This window comes from Ferrovibrio xuzhouensis, assembly GCF_042648965.1.
GTDB classification, from domain to species: Bacteria; Pseudomonadota; Alphaproteobacteria; order Ferrovibrionales; family Ferrovibrionaceae; genus Ferrovibrio; species Ferrovibrio xuzhouensis.
The window spans coordinates 214,675-232,686 of the sequence record NZ_JBHRYJ010000004.1 but is presented as its reverse complement, the minus strand read 5'-3'; the positions used below and the strand labels follow the sequence as shown (position 1 = coordinate 232,686).

At 64.9% G+C, this 18,012-nt stretch carries 22 protein-coding genes and 1 tRNA gene; 12 read left to right on the top strand and 11 right to left on the bottom strand.

The features are described 5' to 3' along the window. The first annotated feature begins 198 nt into the window (after positions 1–198). The 5 genes from mazG to ACFOOQ_RS17710 all read left to right on the top strand — a co-directional run bounded on the left by mazG (position 199) and on the right by ACFOOQ_RS17710 (position 2,592). The gene (gene mazG, locus ACFOOQ_RS17730) at positions 199–1,020 is read left to right on the top strand and encodes a nucleoside triphosphate pyrophosphohydrolase (protein WP_379728938.1); all 822 of its coding nucleotides are present in this window, start codon (positions 199–201) and stop codon (positions 1,018–1,020) included. 226 nt (positions 1,021–1,246) lie between these two features. Continuing rightward, positions 1,247–1,540, top strand: a complete 294-nt coding sequence (locus tag ACFOOQ_RS17725) for a CsbD family protein (RefSeq protein ID WP_449265818.1) — start codon at positions 1,247–1,249, stop codon at positions 1,538–1,540. Between the two features lie 49 nt (positions 1,541–1,589). Next, positions 1,590–1,853, top strand: a complete 264-nt coding sequence (locus tag ACFOOQ_RS17720; protein ID WP_379728937.1) for a CsbD family protein — start codon at positions 1,590–1,592, stop codon at positions 1,851–1,853. A 50-nt stretch (positions 1,854–1,903) separates the two neighbouring features. After that, a complete protein-coding gene (locus tag ACFOOQ_RS17715; RefSeq protein ID WP_379728936.1) occupies positions 1,904–2,209 on the top strand; it encodes a DUF883 family protein in 306 nt (101 codons plus the stop codon). Then, positions 2,206–2,592 carry a hypothetical protein gene (locus ACFOOQ_RS17710; protein WP_379728935.1) on the top strand — a complete coding sequence of 129 codons (387 nt, stop codon included), beginning with the start codon at positions 2,206–2,208 and terminating at the stop codon, positions 2,590–2,592. The genes ACFOOQ_RS17715 and ACFOOQ_RS17710 overlap by 4 nt, the downstream gene beginning before the upstream one ends. A 46-nt stretch (positions 2,593–2,638) precedes the next feature. On the opposite strand, the gene ssb is transcribed toward ACFOOQ_RS17710, so the two are convergent. Further along, positions 2,639–3,145, bottom strand: coding sequence for a single-stranded DNA-binding protein (ssb, locus tag ACFOOQ_RS17705; protein WP_379728934.1), 507 nt, complete (start codon positions 3,143–3,145; stop codon positions 2,639–2,641). 111 nt (positions 3,146–3,256) lie between these two features. Between ssb and uvrA the strand changes: the two genes are divergently transcribed. The 4 genes from uvrA to trmFO are packed head-to-tail and all read left to right on the top strand — an operon-like array spanning position 3,257 to position 8,559. Continuing rightward, a complete protein-coding gene (gene uvrA, locus ACFOOQ_RS17700) occupies positions 3,257–6,157 on the top strand; it encodes an excinuclease ABC subunit UvrA (RefSeq protein WP_379728933.1) in 2,901 nt (966 codons plus the stop codon). 29 nt (positions 6,158–6,186) lie between these two features. Further along, a complete protein-coding gene (locus ACFOOQ_RS17695) occupies positions 6,187–6,588 on the top strand; it encodes a GlcG/HbpS family heme-binding protein (RefSeq protein WP_379728932.1) in 402 nt (133 codons plus the stop codon). 14 nt (positions 6,589–6,602) lie between these two features. Continuing rightward, positions 6,603–7,184 carry a regulatory protein RecX gene (locus ACFOOQ_RS17690; protein WP_379728931.1) on the top strand — a complete coding sequence of 194 codons (582 nt, stop codon included), beginning with the start codon at positions 6,603–6,605 and terminating at the stop codon, positions 7,182–7,184. Next, a complete protein-coding gene (gene trmFO / locus ACFOOQ_RS17685; protein ID WP_379728930.1) occupies positions 7,171–8,559 on the top strand; it encodes a methylenetetrahydrofolate--tRNA-(uracil(54)-C(5))-methyltransferase (FADH(2)-oxidizing) TrmFO in 1,389 nt (462 codons plus the stop codon). Before ACFOOQ_RS17690 ends, trmFO begins: the two co-directional genes overlap by 14 nt. A gap of 1 nt (position 8,560) precedes the next feature. Here the strand turns inward: trmFO and ACFOOQ_RS17680 are convergent, their stop codons facing one another. After that, a complete protein-coding gene (locus ACFOOQ_RS17680; protein ID WP_379728928.1) occupies positions 8,561–9,397 on the bottom strand; it encodes a phytoene/squalene synthase family protein in 837 nt (278 codons plus the stop codon). Positions 9,398–9,550: 153 nt separating this feature from the next. On the opposite strand from ACFOOQ_RS17680, the gene ACFOOQ_RS17675 reads away from it, so the two are divergent. After that, complete coding sequence (locus ACFOOQ_RS17675; RefSeq protein ID WP_379728927.1) at positions 9,551–10,129, top strand: urate hydroxylase PuuD; 579 nt, start codon at positions 9,551–9,553, stop codon at positions 10,127–10,129. A 3-nt stretch (positions 10,130–10,132) separates the two neighbouring features. On the opposite strand, the gene ACFOOQ_RS17670 is transcribed toward ACFOOQ_RS17675, so the two are convergent. The 4 genes from ACFOOQ_RS17670 to yajC all read right to left on the bottom strand — a co-directional run bounded on the left by ACFOOQ_RS17670 (position 10,133) and on the right by yajC (position 13,552). Then, positions 10,133–10,507 carry an Mth938-like domain-containing protein gene (locus ACFOOQ_RS17670; protein ID WP_379728926.1) on the bottom strand — a complete coding sequence of 125 codons (375 nt, stop codon included), beginning with the start codon at positions 10,505–10,507 and terminating at the stop codon, positions 10,133–10,135. 4 nt (positions 10,508–10,511) lie between these two features. Next, the gene (gene secF / locus ACFOOQ_RS17665) at positions 10,512–11,477 is read right to left on the bottom strand and encodes a protein translocase subunit SecF (protein ID WP_379728925.1); all 966 of its coding nucleotides are present in this window, start codon (positions 11,475–11,477) and stop codon (positions 10,512–10,514) included. Positions 11,478–11,495: 18 nt separating this feature from the next. Next, a complete protein-coding gene (gene secD, locus ACFOOQ_RS17660; RefSeq protein ID WP_379728924.1) occupies positions 11,496–13,112 on the bottom strand; it encodes a protein translocase subunit SecD in 1,617 nt (538 codons plus the stop codon). Positions 13,113–13,204: 92 nt separating this feature from the next. Continuing rightward, positions 13,205–13,552, bottom strand: a complete 348-nt coding sequence (gene yajC, locus ACFOOQ_RS17655) for a preprotein translocase subunit YajC (RefSeq protein ID WP_379728923.1) — start codon at positions 13,550–13,552, stop codon at positions 13,205–13,207. A gap of 224 nt (positions 13,553–13,776) precedes the next feature. Between yajC and ACFOOQ_RS17650 the strand changes: the two genes are divergently transcribed. Together ACFOOQ_RS17650 and ACFOOQ_RS17645 are read left to right on the top strand one after the other, a co-directional pair. Further along, entirely contained in the window at positions 13,777–13,980 is a 204-nt protein-coding gene (locus ACFOOQ_RS17650) for a heavy-metal-associated domain-containing protein (protein WP_379728922.1), read from the top strand. A gap of 101 nt (positions 13,981–14,081) precedes the next feature. Then, on the top strand, positions 14,082–14,672 hold the full coding sequence (locus ACFOOQ_RS17645) for a hemerythrin domain-containing protein (protein WP_379728921.1): 591 nt from the start codon (positions 14,082–14,084) through the stop codon (positions 14,670–14,672). Positions 14,673–14,707: 35 nt separating this feature from the next. Here the strand turns inward: ACFOOQ_RS17645 and ACFOOQ_RS17640 are convergent. The 5 genes from ACFOOQ_RS17640 to plsX all read right to left on the bottom strand — a co-directional run bounded on the left by ACFOOQ_RS17640 (position 14,708) and on the right by plsX (position 18,008). Then, positions 14,708–14,784 (bottom strand) — tRNA-Pro (locus ACFOOQ_RS17640). Between the two features lie 134 nt (positions 14,785–14,918). Further along, entirely contained in the window at positions 14,919–15,443 is a 525-nt protein-coding gene (locus ACFOOQ_RS17635) for a MerR family transcriptional regulator (protein WP_379728920.1), read from the bottom strand. Between the two features lie 38 nt (positions 15,444–15,481). Next, positions 15,482–15,805, bottom strand: coding sequence for an integration host factor subunit alpha (locus ACFOOQ_RS17630; RefSeq protein WP_379728919.1), 324 nt, complete (start codon positions 15,803–15,805; stop codon positions 15,482–15,484). Positions 15,806–15,939: 134 nt separating this feature from the next. After that, positions 15,940–16,911 carry a beta-ketoacyl-ACP synthase III gene (locus tag ACFOOQ_RS17625; protein ID WP_379728918.1) on the bottom strand — a complete coding sequence of 324 codons (972 nt, stop codon included), beginning with the start codon at positions 16,909–16,911 and terminating at the stop codon, positions 15,940–15,942. Beyond that, positions 16,908–18,008: a phosphate acyltransferase PlsX gene (gene plsX, locus ACFOOQ_RS17620; RefSeq protein WP_379728917.1), complete on the bottom strand. Its 1,101-nt coding sequence runs from the start codon at positions 18,006–18,008 to the stop codon at positions 16,908–16,910. Before plsX ends, ACFOOQ_RS17625 begins: the two co-directional genes overlap by 4 nt. Positions 18,009–18,012 lie beyond the last annotated feature (4 nt).

The following is an 18,012-nucleotide window of genomic DNA, read 5'->3' as shown; positions in this document are numbered from 1 at the left end:
GCAGTGGGTTTCCCAGACGAGACGCTGGTTTCGGCCTGAATTGCCACACCACAACAGCACATTCCCCTACTGTTTAATGCCAGTTACCGCACAACAGATAGGCAAATGCATTATGCATTACCGTGGCCGGCCGGCGCCGGCTTGACGCCTCCGGCGATCCTGTCGAGGCTGGGTCGCCCCAGCTTCCGGATTCCCGCCATGACACAGCCCGATCTTTCCAGCCTGGCCGACCTGCTCGCCATCATGGCCCGGCTGCGCAATCCCGATGGCGGCTGCCCCTGGGACCTCGAACAGACCTTCAGCACCATCGCGCCCTATACCATCGAGGAGGCCTACGAGGTCGAAGATGCCATTGCCCGCAATGACATGGCGGCCCTGAAGGACGAACTCGGCGACCTGCTGCTGCAGGTGGTGTTCCATGCCCGGATGGCCGAGGAAGCCGGGCATTTCAGCTTTGCCGATGTCGCCGCTGCCATTTCCGACAAGATGATCCGGCGCCACCCCCATGTCTTTGGCAGCGTCGAGGCCCGCGAGGCCGAAACGGTGACCAGCAACTGGGAGGCCATCAAGGCGGCCGAGCGGCAGGCGAAGTCCGCGGCTCCTGGTGGAATCTCCGAAGTGCTGGCGGGCGTGACCACCGGCCTGCCCGGCCTGACCCGGGCGGTGAAACTGCAGAACCGCGCCGCCCGCGTGGGATTCGACTGGCCGGACATGAAACCTGTAATTGCCAAGATAAGGGAGGAATTGCAGGAGCTTGAAGACGAAATCCAATCCGGAAAATCAGAAGCGATCGATGAGGAGTTCGGCGATTTTCTCTTTGTTGTCGCGAACCTGGCCCGCCACCTGAAGCTCGACCCGGAAGACCGGATTCGTGCAGCGAATCGGAAATTCGAGAAACGCTTCAGCCGGATGGAAGCTATACTGAAGGCAGAAGGCAAACATCTGCCGGATTGCGATCTGGCGACCATGGATGCGGCTTGGGATCGCGCCAAGGCCGAGGAAAAGGCCGCCAGCGCCTGACCATCCGGGCCGGCTGCCCCATTCCGGCCACAACATCATCACACGAAGATCATGCCGTCTCCATTGTATTGCCCCGACTTGGTTCTCAAATACAAGTCACTGGAGCGCAAGGCGGAAATCATTCCACCCGGAATTCCGCGGAATGATTTCCTTTTTATTCTTGGAGTCCTTCCTCCATGCCGGCGAATACTTCGCAGGACACCCATTATTTTAGGAGGACTTGATAATGCGTAAGATCGCTATTGCTGCCGCATCCGCCCTGGCCATTCTGGCCGCCGTGCCGGTCATCGCCGCCCCGGCCTATGCCGAAAGTGCCACCTGGCTGAAGATCGAGGGCAACTGGAACCAGTTCGCCGGCAAGGTCAAACAGCAGTGGGGCAAGCTGACCGACGATGACCTGACCACCATCAAGGGCCATCGCCAGGAACTGGTCGGCAAGATCCAGGAGCGCTACGGCATCGCCAAGGCGGAAGCCGAGAAGCAGGTCGACGCCTGGGAGAAGACCCAGAAGGTCAACTGACCTGCGCCGGCTGCCCACTGACCCAATTCAAGCTTGAGGAGGCATGACCATGCCCAGCACAGTCGCGTCCACCGAAGCCGAGATGCGTGCGGCCCTGCCGTCCTGGGACCGCGTGGCCGGCAACTGGAACCAGTTCGCCGGCAAGATCAAGGAACGCTGGGGCGAGCTGACCCACGATGACCTCGCCATCATCGACGGCCATCACCAGCGCCTGATCGGCAAGATCCAGGAGCATTACGGGATCATCCACGAGCAGGCGGAAGTCCAGGTCGCCGAATGGCTGAAAGGCCTTGAATCGGCCGATGGCGGCTGACACCGCCGCTGACGCCGCAATCACTGAATCAGACAGACAGGAGAACTACCATGGCACGAGCCACCACCCGCACATCGGCTGACCCCGATCTCGCCACCCTGCAGGCCCAGGTCGCCGAAATCGGCGATCAGCTCGGCAGCCTGCTCACCCGCGCCAAGCAGGATGGCGGCGCGCTGGCCGAAGCCGAGCTCAGCCAGTTGCAGGCCCGCGTTCAGGCCATGATGGCCGACATGAAGGATCGAGGGCATGAAGCCCTCGTGAAGGTGGAAGATACGGTCAAGGAGCATCCGGGAACGTCGCTGCTGACGGCGTTTGCCGCCGGTGCGCTGCTGACCGGCCTTCTGATGCGGCGATGAGCCTCAACCTCGCCTCACTGGCCTTCCAGGGCCTGCAGGCAGCCGCATCGGCGCGGCAGCGGCGGCAGATTGCCGTCGCTGCCGTCGCCGGCCTGTTTGGCCTGGCGGCCATGCTGGCCGGCCTGCTGATGGCGGGCTGGGCGCTGTTTCTGGGTTTCAGCGCCGTGCTGATCGCGCCCTGGGCAGCCGCCGCAGCAGCGGCCTGCCTGTTCGTGCTGGCTGGCCTGAGCGGCTGCCTCGTGCTGCGCCTGAAGCCCGAGCCGGTCAATCCCCTCAACGAGGCGATCGCGCAGATCGCCCCGCTGGTCAGACAGCATCCGACCACGGCCCTGCTGGCCGCCGCCGTGCTGGGCGGGCTGACCGGGCTGTCAGCCCGGCGCTAGGATTTATGAGGGCTTAGAACGGGCCTGGCTTAAAACGGGCCTGGGCTCAGAACGGGATATCGTCGTCGAGATCGTCACGACGCGGCGGCGCGCCACCACCGGAGCGGCCGCCGCCACCCGACGAACCGCCGCCGAATCCACCTCCACCGCCGCCACTGCCGTAATCATCGCCACCGCCGGCACCGCTGCCACCGCCTTCACCGCGGCCATCCAGCATGGTCAGCTCGCCGCGGAAGCGCTGCAGCACCACTTCGGTGGTGTATTTCTCGGCGCCGTCCTTGTCGGTCCACTTGCGGGTCTGCAGCGCGCCCTCGATATAGACCTTGGAGCCTTTTTTCAGGAACTGCTTGGCGACCTTGACCAGATTCTCGTTGAAAATCACCACCCTGTGCCACTCGGTGCGCTCCTTGCGCTCGCCCGAGGCTTTGTCGCGCCAGGTTTCCGAGGTGGCCAGTGACAGCTGGGCGATCTCCTCGCCCGACTGCATGGAGCGGATTTCGGGGTCGCGGCCCAGATTGCCGACGAGAATTACCTTATTGACACTTCCAGCCATTTTTTAGCCCCTATCCGTTCGCGAACTGGTCTTATATCATCCAGACGGCGTATAATGAAAGTCTCCTCCGAAAAGCGCAATATTCGGCTCCCCTCAGACCCGGCGTAACCCATGCAGAAGTTCATTTCGGTCCGCGGTGCCCGCGAGCACAACCTGAAAAACGTCGATGTCGACATCCCCCGCGACAAGCTGGTGGTGCTGACCGGCCTCAGCGGCTCGGGCAAGTCCTCGCTGGCTTTCGATACGATCTACGCCGAGGGGCAGCGCCGCTACGTCGAATCGCTGTCGGCCTATGCGCGGCAGTTCCTCGAACTGATGCAGAAGCCCGATGTCGACCATATCGACGGCCTCAGCCCGGCGATCTCCATCGAGCAGAAGACCACCTCGCGCAACCCGCGCTCGACGGTCGGCACCGTCACCGAGATCTACGATTACCTGCGCCTGCTGTTCGCCCGCATCGGCATCCCCTATTCGCCGGCGACCGGCCTGCCGATCGAGAGCCAGACCGTCAGCCAGATGGTCGACCGCGTGATGGCCATGGCAGAAGGTACCCGCCTCTACCTGCTGGCGCCGATCGTGCGCGGCCGCAAGGGCGAATACCGCAAGGAACTGCAGGACCTGCAGAAGCGCGGCTTCCAGCGCGTCAAGGTCGACGGCAAGCTGCACGAGATCGCCGAGGTGCCGGCGCTCAACAAGAAGCTGAAGCACGACATCGAGGTGGTGGTCGACCGCGTGGTGGTGCGCGACGGCATCCAGACCCGGCTGGCTGATTCCATCGAGACGGCGCTCGGTCTCGCCGACGGCATTGCCTTTGCCGAGAATGCCGACAAGGACGAACGCACCATCTTCTCGGCCAAGTTCGCCTGCCCGGTCTCGGGCTTCACCATCGAGGAAATCGAGCCGCGACTGTTTTCGTTCAACAGCCCGCATGGCGCCTGCCCGACCTGCGACGGTCTCGGCTCGAAGATGTATTTCGATGCCGCGCTGGTGGTGCCGGACGGTGGCATCAGCCTGCGCGACGGTGCCATCGTGCCATGGTCACGCGCCGCCACCCCCTCGCCCTATTACCTGCAGACCCTGGAAGGCCTGGCCAAGTTCTACAAGTTCTCGCTGGCGACCAAGTGGAAGGAACTGCCGGCCAAGATCCGCAATGCCGTCCTCGGCGGCTCCGGCGACGATATCGTGCCGATCACCTACGACGACGGCATGCGCAGCTACACGGTGAAGAAGCCATTCGAGGGCGTGCTGCCCAACCTGGAGCGGCGCTGGCGCGAGACCGAATCCGACACCATCCGCGACGACCTGTCGCGCTACCAGTCGCAGACCGCCTGCGAGACCTGCGGCGGCCATCGCCTGAAGCAGGAAGCGCTGGCGGTCAAGATCAGCGGCAAGCATATCGGCGAGATCAGCGAGCTCTCGATCCTTGCGGCCCGCGACTGGTTCCTCGCGCTGACCAAGAAGCTGTCGCCCAAGGAAAAGGACATCGCCGCCCGCATCCTCAAGGAAATCAACGAGCGGCTCGGCTTCCTGGTCAATGTCGGCCTCGATTACCTGTCCATGTCGCGTGCGTCAGGAACCCTGTCGGGCGGCGAGAGCCAGCGCATCCGGCTGGCCTCGCAGATCGGCTCCGGCCTCAGCGGCGTGCTCTATGTGCTGGATGAGCCCTCCATCGGCCTGCACCAGCGCGACAATGCCAAGCTGCTGGAAACCCTCGTGCACCTGCGCGACATCGGCAACACCGTGCTGGTGGTCGAGCATGACGAGGAAGCCATCCGCACGGCGGATTACGTGATCGACATGGGCCCGGCCGCCGGCGTGCATGGCGGCGAGATCATCGCCGAGGGCACACCGGCCGACATCATGGCCAGCAAGAAGTCCGTGACCGGCCAGTATCTCACCGGGGTCCGGTCGGTGCCGGTGCCGGCCAAGCGGCGCAAACGCCAGCCCAACAAGACACTGCGGGTGGTCGGCGCCAAGGCCAACAACCTGCGCGACATCACGGTGGAATTTCCGCTCGGCATCTTCACCTGCGTCACCGGCGTGTCCGGCGGCGGCAAGTCGACCCTGACCATCGAGACCCTGTACAAGGCGATGTCGCGCAAGCTGAACGGCAGCCGCGAAATCCCCGGCCTGCATGACCGCATCGAGGGCCTGGAATGGCTCGACAAGATCGTCGACATCGACCAGTCGCCGATCGGCCGCACGCCGCGCTCCAATCCCGCCACCTATACCGGCGCCTTTGGCCCGATCCGCGACTGGTTTGCCGGCCTGCCCGAAGCCAAGGCGCGCGGTTATGCGCCGGGCCGCTTCTCGTTCAACGTCAAGGGCGGCCGCTGCGAGGCCTGCCAGGGCGACGGCCTGATCAAGATCGAGATGCACTTCCTGCCCGACGTCTACGTGCAATGCGACGTCTGCAAGGGTAAGCGCTACAACCGCGAGACCCTGGAGATCCATTACCGCGACAAATCGATCGCCGATGTGCTCGATATGACCGTCGAGGACGGCGTCGCCTTCTTCAAGGCGGTGCCGACCATCCGCGAGAAGCTGGAAACCCTGCAGAAGGTCGGGCTTGGTTATATCAAGGTCGGCCAGTCGGCGACCACGCTGTCGGGTGGCGAGGCGCAGCGCGTCAAGCTGGCCAAGGAACTGTCCAAGCGGGCGACCGGCCGCACGCTGTATATCCTCGACGAGCCGACCACCGGCCTGCATTTCGAGGATGTCCGCAAGCTGCTCGAGGTGCTGCACACCCTGGTCGATTCCGGCAATACGATGATCGTCATCGAGCATAACCTTGAGGTCATCAAGACCGCCGACTGGATCATCGACATGGGCCCCGAGGGCGGCAATGGCGGTGGCCAGGTCGTTGCCCAGGGCACGCCGGAAGACGTCGCCAAGGTCGCGGCCAGCTATACTGGCCGGTACCTGAAAGAATACCTGAAGCCGCCGGCGCAGCGCGAAACCGCGGCCGCGAAGAAAGCCGGCAACGGCAAGCGTCGCGATGCGGCAGAGTGATTGATCAAAACGAACGGAGTTAACGCAGCATGATTACGCGTAAGGGACTGACCCTCGACGACGTCCAGAAGATCGCCGCCGCCGCCGAGGCGGAAGCGAAGAAGAACGACTGGAAGGTCAGCATCGCCATCACCGATGATGGGGGCCATCTGCTGCATTTCCAGCGTCTCGATGGCGCCCCGGTGCAGTCGACCTGGATCAGCCAGGGCAAGGCCAAGGCGGCCGCCTTCTCGCGCAAGCCGACCAAGAATCTGGAAGACATCGTCGGCAACGGCCGCAATGCCTTCCTCTCGGTGCCCGACCTGGTGCTGCTGGAAGGCGGCGAGCCGATCCTCGTCGACGGTATCTGCATCGGCGGCGTCGGCGTCTCCGGCGTGACCTCGGCACAGGATGCCCAGATCGCCCAGGCCGGCATCGCCGTTCTGGGCTGACCGCCCTCGCCATCATGCCACCCACCGCCCGGAAGAAGCCGAAGAAAATTTCACCGGGCTATCTGGAGCGGGCGGCGCTGTTCTACCTCGAACGTTACAGCAGCTCGGCGGAGAATCTCCGCCGGGTGTTGGACCGCAAGGTGCGGCGCTCGATCCAGGAGCATGGCGAGCCGGAAGCGACCAAAGCGGCGGAATGGATCGGCGAGGTGCTGGCCAAGCTGCAGCGCAATGGCCTGCTGAATGACCGCGTTTTCGCCGAAAGCCGGGTGCGCAGCCTCTATGCTGCCGGCAAGCCGCTGGCCCGTATCCGGCAAACCCTTGCCGTGAAAGGCGTTTCCAAGCCGGATATCGAGGCGGCGCTGGAGCGGTTGCGGGACGAGGCGGAAACGCCTATTTCCGACCTGCCGGCGGCCGTGGCCTTTGCCCGCCGGCGGAAGCTGGGGCCCTATCGTGCCGACCCGACGCAGCGTCGCGAGATGCGCCAGAAGGATCTCGGCGCCCTCGCCCGCCGCGGTTTCAGCCAGACTGTGGCGACGAAGATACTCAATGCCGAGAGCGTCGCGGCGCTCGAGGAGATACTGAATGACCCAGACTGATCCTGTCCACGTCCCCCCTGTTCATGTCGTGGGCGGCGGCCTTGCCGGCTCGGAAGCCGCCTGGCAGCTCGCCCGCGCCGGCGTGCCTGTCGTGCTGCACGAGATGCGCCCGGTGCGCAAGACCGACGCCCACAGCACCGACGGGCTGGCCGAACTGGTCTGCTCGAATTCCTTCCGCTCGGACGATGCCGACAGCAATGCCGTCGGCCTGCTGCACGAGGAACTGCGGCGCTGTGACTCGGTCATCATGCGGGCGGCCGATATCGCCAAGGTGCCGGCCGGCGGCGCGCTTGCCGTCGATCGCGATGTCTTCTCGGCCGAAGTACAGAAAGTCATCGAGGGCCATCCACTGATCACCATCCAGCGCGAGGAAATCGCCGGGCTGCCGCCGGCCGACTGGGACAGAGTGATCGTCGCCACCGGGCCGCTGACTTCTCCCGCCCTGGCCGAAGCCGTACGCGATCTGACCGGCGAACAGAGCCTCGCCTTCTTCGATGCCATCGCGCCGATCGTGCATCGCGACAGCATCGACATGGACAAGGCCTGGTTCCAGTCGCGCTATGACAAGATCGGCCCGGGCGGGGCCGGCGAACAGGGCGAAGGCGCCGACTACATCAACTGCCCGTTCGAGAAGCCGAACTACCTCGAATTCCATGCCGCGCTGCTGGCCGCCGAAAAGACCGAGTTCAAGGAGTGGGAAAAGAACACGCCCTATTTCGAGGGCTGCCTGCCGATCGAGGTGATGGCCGAGCGCGGGCCGCGCACGCTCACTTTCGGGCCGATGAAGCCGGTCGGCCTGACCGACCCGCGCACCGGCCGCAAACCCTATGCCGTGGTACAACTGCGCATGGAAAACAAGCTCGGCACCCTGTTCAACATGGTCGGCTTCCAGACCAAGATGAAGCACGCCGAACAGGTGCGCGTCTTCCGCATGATCCCGGGTCTGGAGAACGCCCAGTTCGCCCGCCTCGGCGGCATCCACCGCAACACCTTCCTCAACAGCCCGAAACTGCTGGACGGGCAACTGCGGCTGAAGGCACTGCCGCGCCTGCGCTTCGCCGGCCAGGTCACCGGCGTCGAGGGTTATGTAGAGAGCACCGCCATCGGCCTGCTGGCCGGCCGCATGGCCGCCGCCGAACGTCTGGGTCGCGAACAGGCGCCGCCGCCGCCGACCACGGCGCTGGGCGCGCTGCACAGCCACATCACCGGCGGCGCCGATGCGAAACACTTCCAGCCGATGAACGTGAACTTCGGGCTGTTCCCGCCGCCGCCCGGCGATGTGCGCAAGGACGACCGCAAGCGTAGCTTAAGCCGTCGTGCCCGTGCCGATTTCGGCGACTGGCTGCAGACCCACGCCGCCGCGGCCGCCGCCTAGATCAGATTCGCCGGGTGACCGAGGCCACCAGCAGGGCGGCATGCTTGCGCGTTGCCGAAACCGCTGCTGCCGGGGCATCCGGATCATGGCCGGCCCGGCGCAGCGCCCGCAGATAGACGCGACCCAGCCGCGCCGGCAGCACAGCCGGGATGGCAGCACGAGAAATCCTTTGCCGCCCGGCCTCCTGCAACAGGCTTTCCGCCTCGGCAGCCACCGCGGCGATCACCGAAAAGACCGGCGTCCCGCTTCCCTGCTGATAAAGGTCCTCAGGCCGCATGCCCTGCGCCGCCAGCAGGTCTGCCGGCAGCACAACGCGTTCCTGCGTGGCCATGAAGGAAGTGGCGCGCAGCAGCCCGGCGAGTGCATAGGCCGTGGCGGCGGGGCGGATCATCGCCTGCAGGTCGTCGCTCACCGGGACACCGAGTGCCGCCGCCGCCAGCCGCATCAGCGGCGCCGATGTCTTTTCGGCATAGTCCAGCAGGGCGGCCATATCGGCCATCGGCGCCGGCTCCATGTCGCGCTCGCGGGCATCGATCAGCGCCGCGACATCGGCCGGGTTGGCCTGCCGGCAATGGCTGTGCAGCGCCAGCACAACAGGATGCTGGCGCGGCCGGTCCTGTGTGATGCCCTCCCAGGCCTCGCGCCACCATTGCAGGCGGATCTGCCCGATCATCGGCTGGCTGACGGCCTCGCGCGCGCGGGCGATTTCGGCATTGAAAGCATAGAGAGCCAGCAGCGCCGGCCGGCGCACGTCCGGCGCGAACAGGGCGGTCAGCCAGCGGTCCGGATCCTGGCGGCGGACCTCGGCGGCGCAGTATTCGTCAGGCGACTCGGTCATCGGGCGACTCGGTCATGGCTCACGGGCAACCGGGTGTTGTCTGCTTGTCGCTATCACGAATCGTGCTAGCCTGACAGTCGCGAATCACAGTGCCGTTGCGGGCGTCCATGACCCGCGCCAATAACAACAAGTACCGACAAGGACACGGCCATCATGACGAAAATTCTCGAGAACATGTACAAGGCGCTCGGTGCCGGCGTGGTACTGGCCTTCATCGTCTTCCTGCTCACCTACCACGGCCTCGACGTCACGTTCTGGAGCTTCTTCGTCCGCTGGCTGCACGTGCTGTCGGGCATCCTGTGGATCGGCCTGCTGTGGTATTTCAACATGGTCCAGATCCCGACCATGCCGAAAATTCCCGCCGAGCTGAAACCCGCCATCGGCAAGTACATCGCGCCGGAAGCCCTGTTCTGGTTCCGCTGGGCCGCCATTGCCACGCCGGTGACGGGCCTGGTGCTGTCGGGGCTGAACGGCTATGGCCACCAGGCACTGATGTTGCAGGAGGGTGCGCGCACCATCGGCATCGGCATGTGGCTCGGCCTGTTCATGGCGGCCAATGTCTGGTTCATCATCTGGCCGAACCAGAAGCGTGCGCTCGGCATCGTGCCGGCTGACGATGCAGCCAAGGCGAAGTCGGCACGGATCGCCATGCTTGGGTCGCGCGCCAACTTCATGCTGTCGCTGCCCATGCTCTACTGCATGGTGGCGCAGCAGAACGGCGGCGCCTGGTAGAATCTAGACCGGAATGAGCGCGGCGGCGACCCGCCGCGACTCACCCATCAGCAGGTTGTAGGTGCGGCAGGCGGCGCCGGTATCCAGCGCCTCCATCACCACGCCGCGTTCGCGCACCGCGGCGCGAATGTCTTTCGGCAGGAAGGCGATCGATGGTCCGCAGCCGACCAGCAGCAGTTCGACGGCCGGATCGGCGTCGAAGACCGGCTGCAGCGACTCCACCGTCATGCCGGCAAAACCGTCGACGGCCCAGGCGACGGTGAGGCCCGGGAAGATCAGGATCGGCTGTTCCCAGCGCTGGCCGTTGATGCGGAAACCGCCATCCCCATAGGCATTGATGACCTGGCGGTCGACCGGGATGCGCGGCAGCAGGTCCATGGCGTCAGGACTGCTGGGCTGCCGCAGCCGCCTTCTTGTCCGCCGCCTCGGCGGCCGCCTTGCCCCGGCGCAGCCACTTCTCGCCGGTCAGCAGCACCAGCGGCGCCGCGATGAAGATCGACGACGAGGTGCCGACGATGATGCCGAACAGCATGCCCATGGCGAAGACCTCGACCGACTCGCCGCCCATGAAGGCGAGCGGGATCATCGCCAGGAAGGTGGTCATCGAGGTGAAGATGGTGCGCGACAGCGTCTCGTTGATGCTGAGATCGATCAGCTCGCGCAACGGCATCTGCTTGTAGCGGCGCAGGTTCTCGCGCATCCGGTCGTAGACCACGACCTTGTCGTTGATCGAATAGCCGATGATGGTGAGGATCGCCGCCACCGCCGTCAGGCCGAACGGCAGCTGCATCACCGCGAAAAAGCCGATCATCTTGGTGATGTCGAGCAGCAGGGTAACCAGTGCCGCGAAGGCGAACATCCATTCGAAGCGGAACCAGATGTAGACCGCGATGGCCAGCAGCGCGAGGCCGACCGCCAACAGGCCGCTCTCGAACAGCTCGGCACTGATCTTGCCGCCGACGACGTCGACGCGGCGGACTTCGGTGCCAGGATAGCTCTTGGCCAGCTCGGTGCGCACCAGGTTGGCGGCATTGTTGTTCGCTTCATCGGCCGTGCCCTGGCTTTCCAGGCGGATCAGCACGTCGTTCGGCGAGCCAAACTGCTGCAGCGCCACTTCGCCCAGGTTCAGATCGCCGAGCTTGCCGCGCAGGCCGGGGAAATCGGCCGGCTTCTCGAAGCGGACTTCCATCAGGATGCCGCCCTTGAAATCGATGCCGTAATTGAGGCCGGGATAGAAGAACATGATGATCGAGGCGATCGACAGGAAGGCCGAAGTCGCCAGGCCGGCGAAGCGGCCCTTCATGAACTTGATATTGGTCTTTTCCGGAACGAGGCGGAGGCGGCGCATGGCGGTTTTCCCCTTCAGCTAAACGGCCAGAGCCTTGGGGCGGGCCCGCTTCAGCCACATCACCATCATCATGCGGACGACGGTAATGGCGGTAAACATCGAGGTGGCAATGCCGACCGAGATGGTCACGGCGAAACCGCGCACCGGGCCGGAGCCCAGCGCGAACAGTACGCCCATGGCGATCAGGGTCGTCAGATTCGCGTCGAGAATAGTCGAGAAGGCCCGGTTGAAACCGGCATCCAGCGACGCCACCGGCGACTTGCCGAGCCGCGCCTCCTCGCGGATGCGCTCGTTGATCAGCACGTTGGCATCCACCGCCATGCCGATGGTCAGCAGGATGCCGGCAATGCCCGGCAACGACAATGTCGCCTGCATCAGCGACAGCACGCCGAGGATCAGGATCAGGTTGAGCGCGACGGCCGCCACCGCGAACAGGCCGAACAGGCCATAGACGCCAACCATGAAGATGTTCACCAGCACGAAGCCGATGATGATGGCGATGGTGCCGGCACGGATGGCATCGGCGCCGAGGTCAGGACCGACCACCCGCTTCTCCACCACCTTCAGCGGCGCCGGCAGCGCGCCGGCCCGCAGCAGCACGGCGAGATCGTTGGCCTCGGCCACCGAGAAATTGCCGGTGATCTGGCCGGACCCGCCGAGGATCGGCTCGCGGATCACCGGCGCGCTCAGCACCTTGTTGTCGAGCACGATGGCAAAGGGCTGGCCGACATTCTGCTGGGTCACCTCGGCAAAGCGCTTGGCACCGGCGGTATCGAAGCGAAAGCTGACCATCGGCGTGCCGCTGCGCTGGTCATAGCCGGCCTGGGCATCGACGAGATCGTCGCCGGAGACTTCGACGCGGCGCTTGACCACGTATTTCGGCACCGGGCCGTTGCCGGCGCGCGGCTTGTCGCCTTCGAGGATTTCAGCGCCCGGCGGCGGCGGCGAATTCGGATCGGCCGAGGCATCCAGCATGCGGAAGGCCAGCTTCGCTGTGGTGCCGAGCAGGCGCTCGATGCGTTCCGGATCGTCGAGGCCGGGCAGTTGCACAAGGATACGGTCGCTACCCTGCACCTGGATGGTCGGCTCGTTGACGCCGGTCTGGTCGATACGGCGGCGGACGATCTCGATCGACTGGGTCACAGCCGAACGGGCGCGCTCACGCACCGCCACTTCGGACAGCGTCATGCGGACGGTGCCATCCGCGGCGATGTCGACGGTCATGTCGCTCGGTGTGGCGCCAAGGCTGAAGGCACCGCCCTGGATCGGCTGGCCCAGCTTGTTCAGCAGCTCGCGGGCACGGTCGGCCTGCGACGGATCGCGCAGCTTGAGGCCCACGGTATTGGTGCCGGCAATGCCGAGATTGGTATAGCCGATGCGCTCCTTGCGCAGTTCCTCGCGGGCGCCTTCCACCAGCGCCTCGAGGCGATCCCGCAGTACCGAGCTGGTATCGACCTCGAGCAGCAGATGCGAGCCGCCGCGCAGGTCGAGACCGAGGTTGACCTGTGGCAGCTGCAGCCAGGACGGCAGATCCTGGAGCTGCTGCTTGGACAGGAGATTCGGTGCGGCGGTGATCAGCCCGGCCAGGGTGACCAGAATCACCAGAGCAGTTTTCCAGGGCGCGAAATACAGCATCGGAATACCTCATCGGCAGCCCGGCACCATCCATGGGCCGGACTGCGGAACAATCCGGCGCCGCCGCACGCGCGCCGGATAGCGAACCTGCGTCAGGAGGCCTTTTCGGCCTTGTCGCCCTCGTCGACTTCCGCACCCTTGGCGCGGACCTCGGTGATCGTGCCCTTGACCACCTTGACCTTCACGCCTTCGGCGATCTCGATCTGCAGCACGCCGTCTTCCTGCACCTTGGTGACCTTGCCGATGATGCCGCCGGACGTGGTGACCGTGTCGCCGCGCCGCACGGCCTCGATCATCGCCTTGTGGTCCTTCATCTTCTTCTGCTGCGGACGGATCAGCAGGAAATAGAAGACGACGAAAATCAGGACCAGCGGCAGCAGCGAGGTCAGCATATCGGTGGTGCCGCCACCCGCCTGGGCGTAGGCCTCGGAAATCAGCATGAAAAGGGCTCCCTGAGCATTGGATTGGCCGGCCGTCCGGCGCGAGGGGGGACTATAACGGCCGATACTGGGAATGCAAGCGCTGCCGGGGCTTGGGGCCCGCCGACAGCCCGTTGAAATACCTTATATATCAACGGACTGCGACAACACGACCAGCCTGCGGGGGTACCCTCCGCGCAACCGGCCGGCTAAAATGCCGCCACAGATTCGGAGATGTGGCTGCAATGCACGTGATGAATATCGAAGGCATGACCTGCGAGGGCTGCAAAAGGGCCATCAGCAATGCCATCAGCCTGGCCGCCCCCGGCACGACCTTCGAGGTCGACCTGCGGCGCAAGCAGGTGCGCGTCGGCAACCTGCCGCCCGACCGGCTCGCCGTGATCCGGAACGCCATCCGCGACGCCGGCTATTCGATTCTCGACAGCTGACCGCCATCCGGCGCCGGTTTGCGGCAGATCAAGGCCGGCCGCGCAAACGCCCCGCATACTCCACCCCGTATTTCCAGGGTGGAGCCAGGGTGGAGGCTGTCATGCAGCAGGCAATATCCGTCATCAAGGCCGAGCACCGGTCTCTGGCCGCGGTATTGCACGGCCTGATGACAGTGGTCGACGACCTCCAGAATCATGGCGGCAGGGTCGATTTCCGCGTCCTGCATGCCATGCTCGATTACATCGACCGCTATCCCGACCGTTTCCACCACCCCAAGGAAGACCACTATCTGTTCCGCCTGCTGCGCCTGCGCGCACCGGATGCCGCCGGCCTGCTCGACAGCCTTGAAGCCGAACACCGGAAGAATATCGACCTGATGGGCGATCTGCGTCGCGCGCTGCAGCGCTTCGAGGAAGCACCCGGCGACATGGCGCGGCTGGCGACGCTTCAGGCCCTGATCCGGCAATATGCCGAGTTCCACTGGAGTCATATGCGGATCGAGGAAGAGCAGGTCTTTCCGCTGGCCACGAGCCGGCTGCTGCCGGAAGACTGGCAGGAGATCAATGCCGCCTTCTGCCACAACGAAGATCCGTTGTTCGGCCTGGATGCCAAACGCGAGTATGACGCACTGCTGCGCCGCATCGTCGCCATCGCGCCGGCCCCGATCGGCACGGGTGCCGCCTGGCGGTAAGCCGCGGGCCGTCATCTGCAAGGCGGGGGAAGAAATGGTCGGAGCGGCGGGATTTGAACCCACGACCCCCAGTCCCCCAGACTGATGCGCTACCAGACTGCGCTACGCTCCGACCGGGCCGAGGCCGCCAGCCGGGTAAGCAGGCAGCAGCTTCAGGCGGCGCGCACTATACCCACGGGACACGCCCTTCGCAACCGCGCGGCCATCGTGGAAAACACAGGAACTACAGGAAATTAGCGGCTCTGCTTAGCGACTCTGGCGGGCCACGATGTCGGCGTGAATCGCTTCCAGTTCATGGAGGCAGGTTTTCAGCGCCTGTTTCAGGCTGCCCATGTCGCTGAGCAGATCGAAGGGCATGCCGATCTGCCGGCTGTCCGGCTTCGGCGCCGCCGGCGCAGATGCCGTCTTTTCGGTAGTGCCGCCGGCCGTCTTGCCCAAGGTTGCGCTGCCTTGGGCCCGGGCGCGGACAGCCTTGGCCATGCCGCCATCGCGCAGCAGCTTCTGCACGCCCCGGATGGTGTAGCCCTGATCGTGCAGCAGGCCGCGGATTTCCGTCAGCAGCGCAATGTCTTCGGTGCGGTAATAGCGGCGGCCGCCATTGCGTTTCACCGGCCGGATCTGATGGAACTTCTTTTCCCAGAAGCGCAGGACATGCTGCGGCAGGTCGAGCTGGTCAGCGACCTCGCCAATGGTCCGGAACGCGGTCTCGGTCTTGCGCTGGGGGCTGCGGCTGCGTTTTGCCGTCGTTTCAGGGCCGACTGTATCCGCCATGCCGCGAGAATCGCTCCGTTACCTGCTAACAGGCTGGGTTACTGGGCCGGTTTGCTCTGCTGCGCATGCATGCCGGCGTTGATCTTTTCCTTCAGCACATGGCTGGCCCGGAAAACCAGTACCTTGCGCGGCTCGATCGGCACTTCCTGGCCGGTCTTCGGATTGCGCCCCATGCGGCCGCCCTTGGAACGGACCTGAAAGGTCCCGAAAGACGAGATTTTGACCATGTGGTCGGCGATCAGGCTTTCGATGATCTCGTTGAGTACCGTCTCGACCAGCTGGGCGGACTCGCTGCGCGACAGGCCAACCTCCTGGTAGATCGCCTCGCTCAGTTGTGCCCGCGTCAACGTATTGCCGCTCATAGCCACCGCCCCTTATTGGCAAATTTTCTTTCAGGGACGCTAACTTACCACCGGGCGGCCGTCAATACGACGTTCGCCGAATCGTGGCCCGGATGACAGAAAAATGGCGGAAAGCGGTATCGCCGTACCCGAAGCTACCAGCGAACCAGCGCGCTGCCCCAGGTAAAGCCGCCGCCCATGGCCTCCAGCAGCAGCACGTCGCCGCGCTTGATCCGGCCATCCTTGACCGCTTCCGCCAGGGCCAGCGGCACCGAGGCCGCCGAGGTATTGCCATGCCGGTCGACGGTCAGCACCACCCGGTCGGTGCTCAGTCCGAGCTTGCGGGCAGTGCCATCGATGATGCGCTTGTTGGCCTGGTGCGGCACCAGCCAGTCGATTTCCGATGGCTGCATGCCGACTGCGTCCAGCGTCTCGCGAACCACCTCGGCGAGGTTGACCACCGCATGGCGAAACACTTCCTTGCCCAGCATGCGCAGATGCCCGGTGGTCTGGGTGCTGGACGGGCCGCCATCGACATAGAGCAGGTCGTGATGCCGGCCGTCCGAATGCAGGTGGGTGGTCAGCACGCCGCGGTCACTGTTGTCGCCCCGCCCCTCCTCGGCCTTCAGGACCAGCGCGCCGGCGCCGTCGGCAAACAGCACGCAGGTGGTGCGGTCGGTCCAGTCGAGGATGCGCGAAAAGGTCTCGGCGCCGATCACCAGCGCCGTCTTGGCCTGCCCGGCCTTGATGAAGTTGTCGGCGGTGGCCAGCGCGTAGATGAAGCCCGAGCAGACCGCCTGCACGTCAAAGGCAAAACCGCGGGTCATGCCGAGGCCGGCCTGCACCTTGCACGCGGTTGCCGGAAAGGTCTGGTCCGGCGTCGACGTGGCCAGCACGATCAGGTCAACCTCGTCGACCGCAACGCCGGCATCCGCGAGTGCGGCGCGCGCCGCATTCAGCGCCAGGTCGGACGTCTTCTCGTTATCGGCAGCGATATGACGCTGGTGGATCCCGGTGCGTTCGATGATCCACTCGTCAGAGGTATCGACCAGCTTCTCGAGGTCCGCATTGGTCAGAATCCGTTCCGGCAGGTAACTGCCACACCCGACGACTACCGACCGGATCATGAAATCCTCGCACTCGATTCTTGTGTTTCTTGTCCGTCCCGGTTGTCGTCTTCGGCCGCCGGTTTGCCCGCCAGGGAATCGGCAAAGGCACCGGAGAAGTCTGCCTTGATCCGCTCGATCAGTCGATCCTGCGCCATGTCGATGGCGACTTCCAGCGCCGCGGCAAAGCCGACCTCGTCGGTGCCGCCATGGCTTTTCACCGTGATGCCGTTCAGCCCCAGCAGCACGCCGCCATTGTAGAAACGCGGATCCATGCGGTCCTTTAGCATGGTCAGGCCGGCGCTGGCGAACAGATAGCCGATCCTGGTGAAGATCGACCGCTGGAACGCGGCGCGCAGCAGCGATGCCATCAGCTTGGCGGTGCCTTCCGCCGTCTTCAGCGCGACATTGCCGGTGAAACCGTCGGTGACGATGACATCGGTCTCGCCCATGGTGATGTCGTTGCCTTCGACGAAGCCGACGAACTCGAAAGGCGGATTCTGTACGCCACGCAGGATCTCGGCCGCCGCCTTGACCTCGTCATGGCCCTTGGCATCCTCGACGCCGACATTGAGCAGGCCGACCCGCGGACGATGCCGCCCGAGCGCGGAATGCGCCAGGTTGGCGCCCATCACGGCGAACTGCACGAGGTTGCGTGAGTCGCATTCGACGTTGGCGCCCAGATCGAGCAGGACGGTCTCGCCCTTCATGGTGGGAAAGAACGAAGCAATCGCCGGCCGCTCGATTCCCGGCAGGGTGCGCAGGACGAATTTCGCCATCGCCATCAGCGCGCCGGTATTGCCGGCCGAGACGATGGCGTCGGCGTCGCCGCTGGCCACCGCGTCAATCGCCAGCCGCATGCTGGTGTTGCGGCCACGGCGCAGGGCCAGGCCCGGCTTCTCTTCGCTGGCGACTTTCTCGCTGGTATGGCGCAGTTCGCACTTGTCCTGCAGCGCCGGAAAACGGCGCAACAAAGGCTCGACCTGTCCGGCATCGCCGAACAGGATGAACCTCACCTGCGGAAAACGCGGCAATACGGCAGCGGCGCCTTTGATCACCATATCGGGGGCATGATCCCCCCCCATGGCATCGAGCGCGATGGTCAAGGCCGCAGTCACCCGG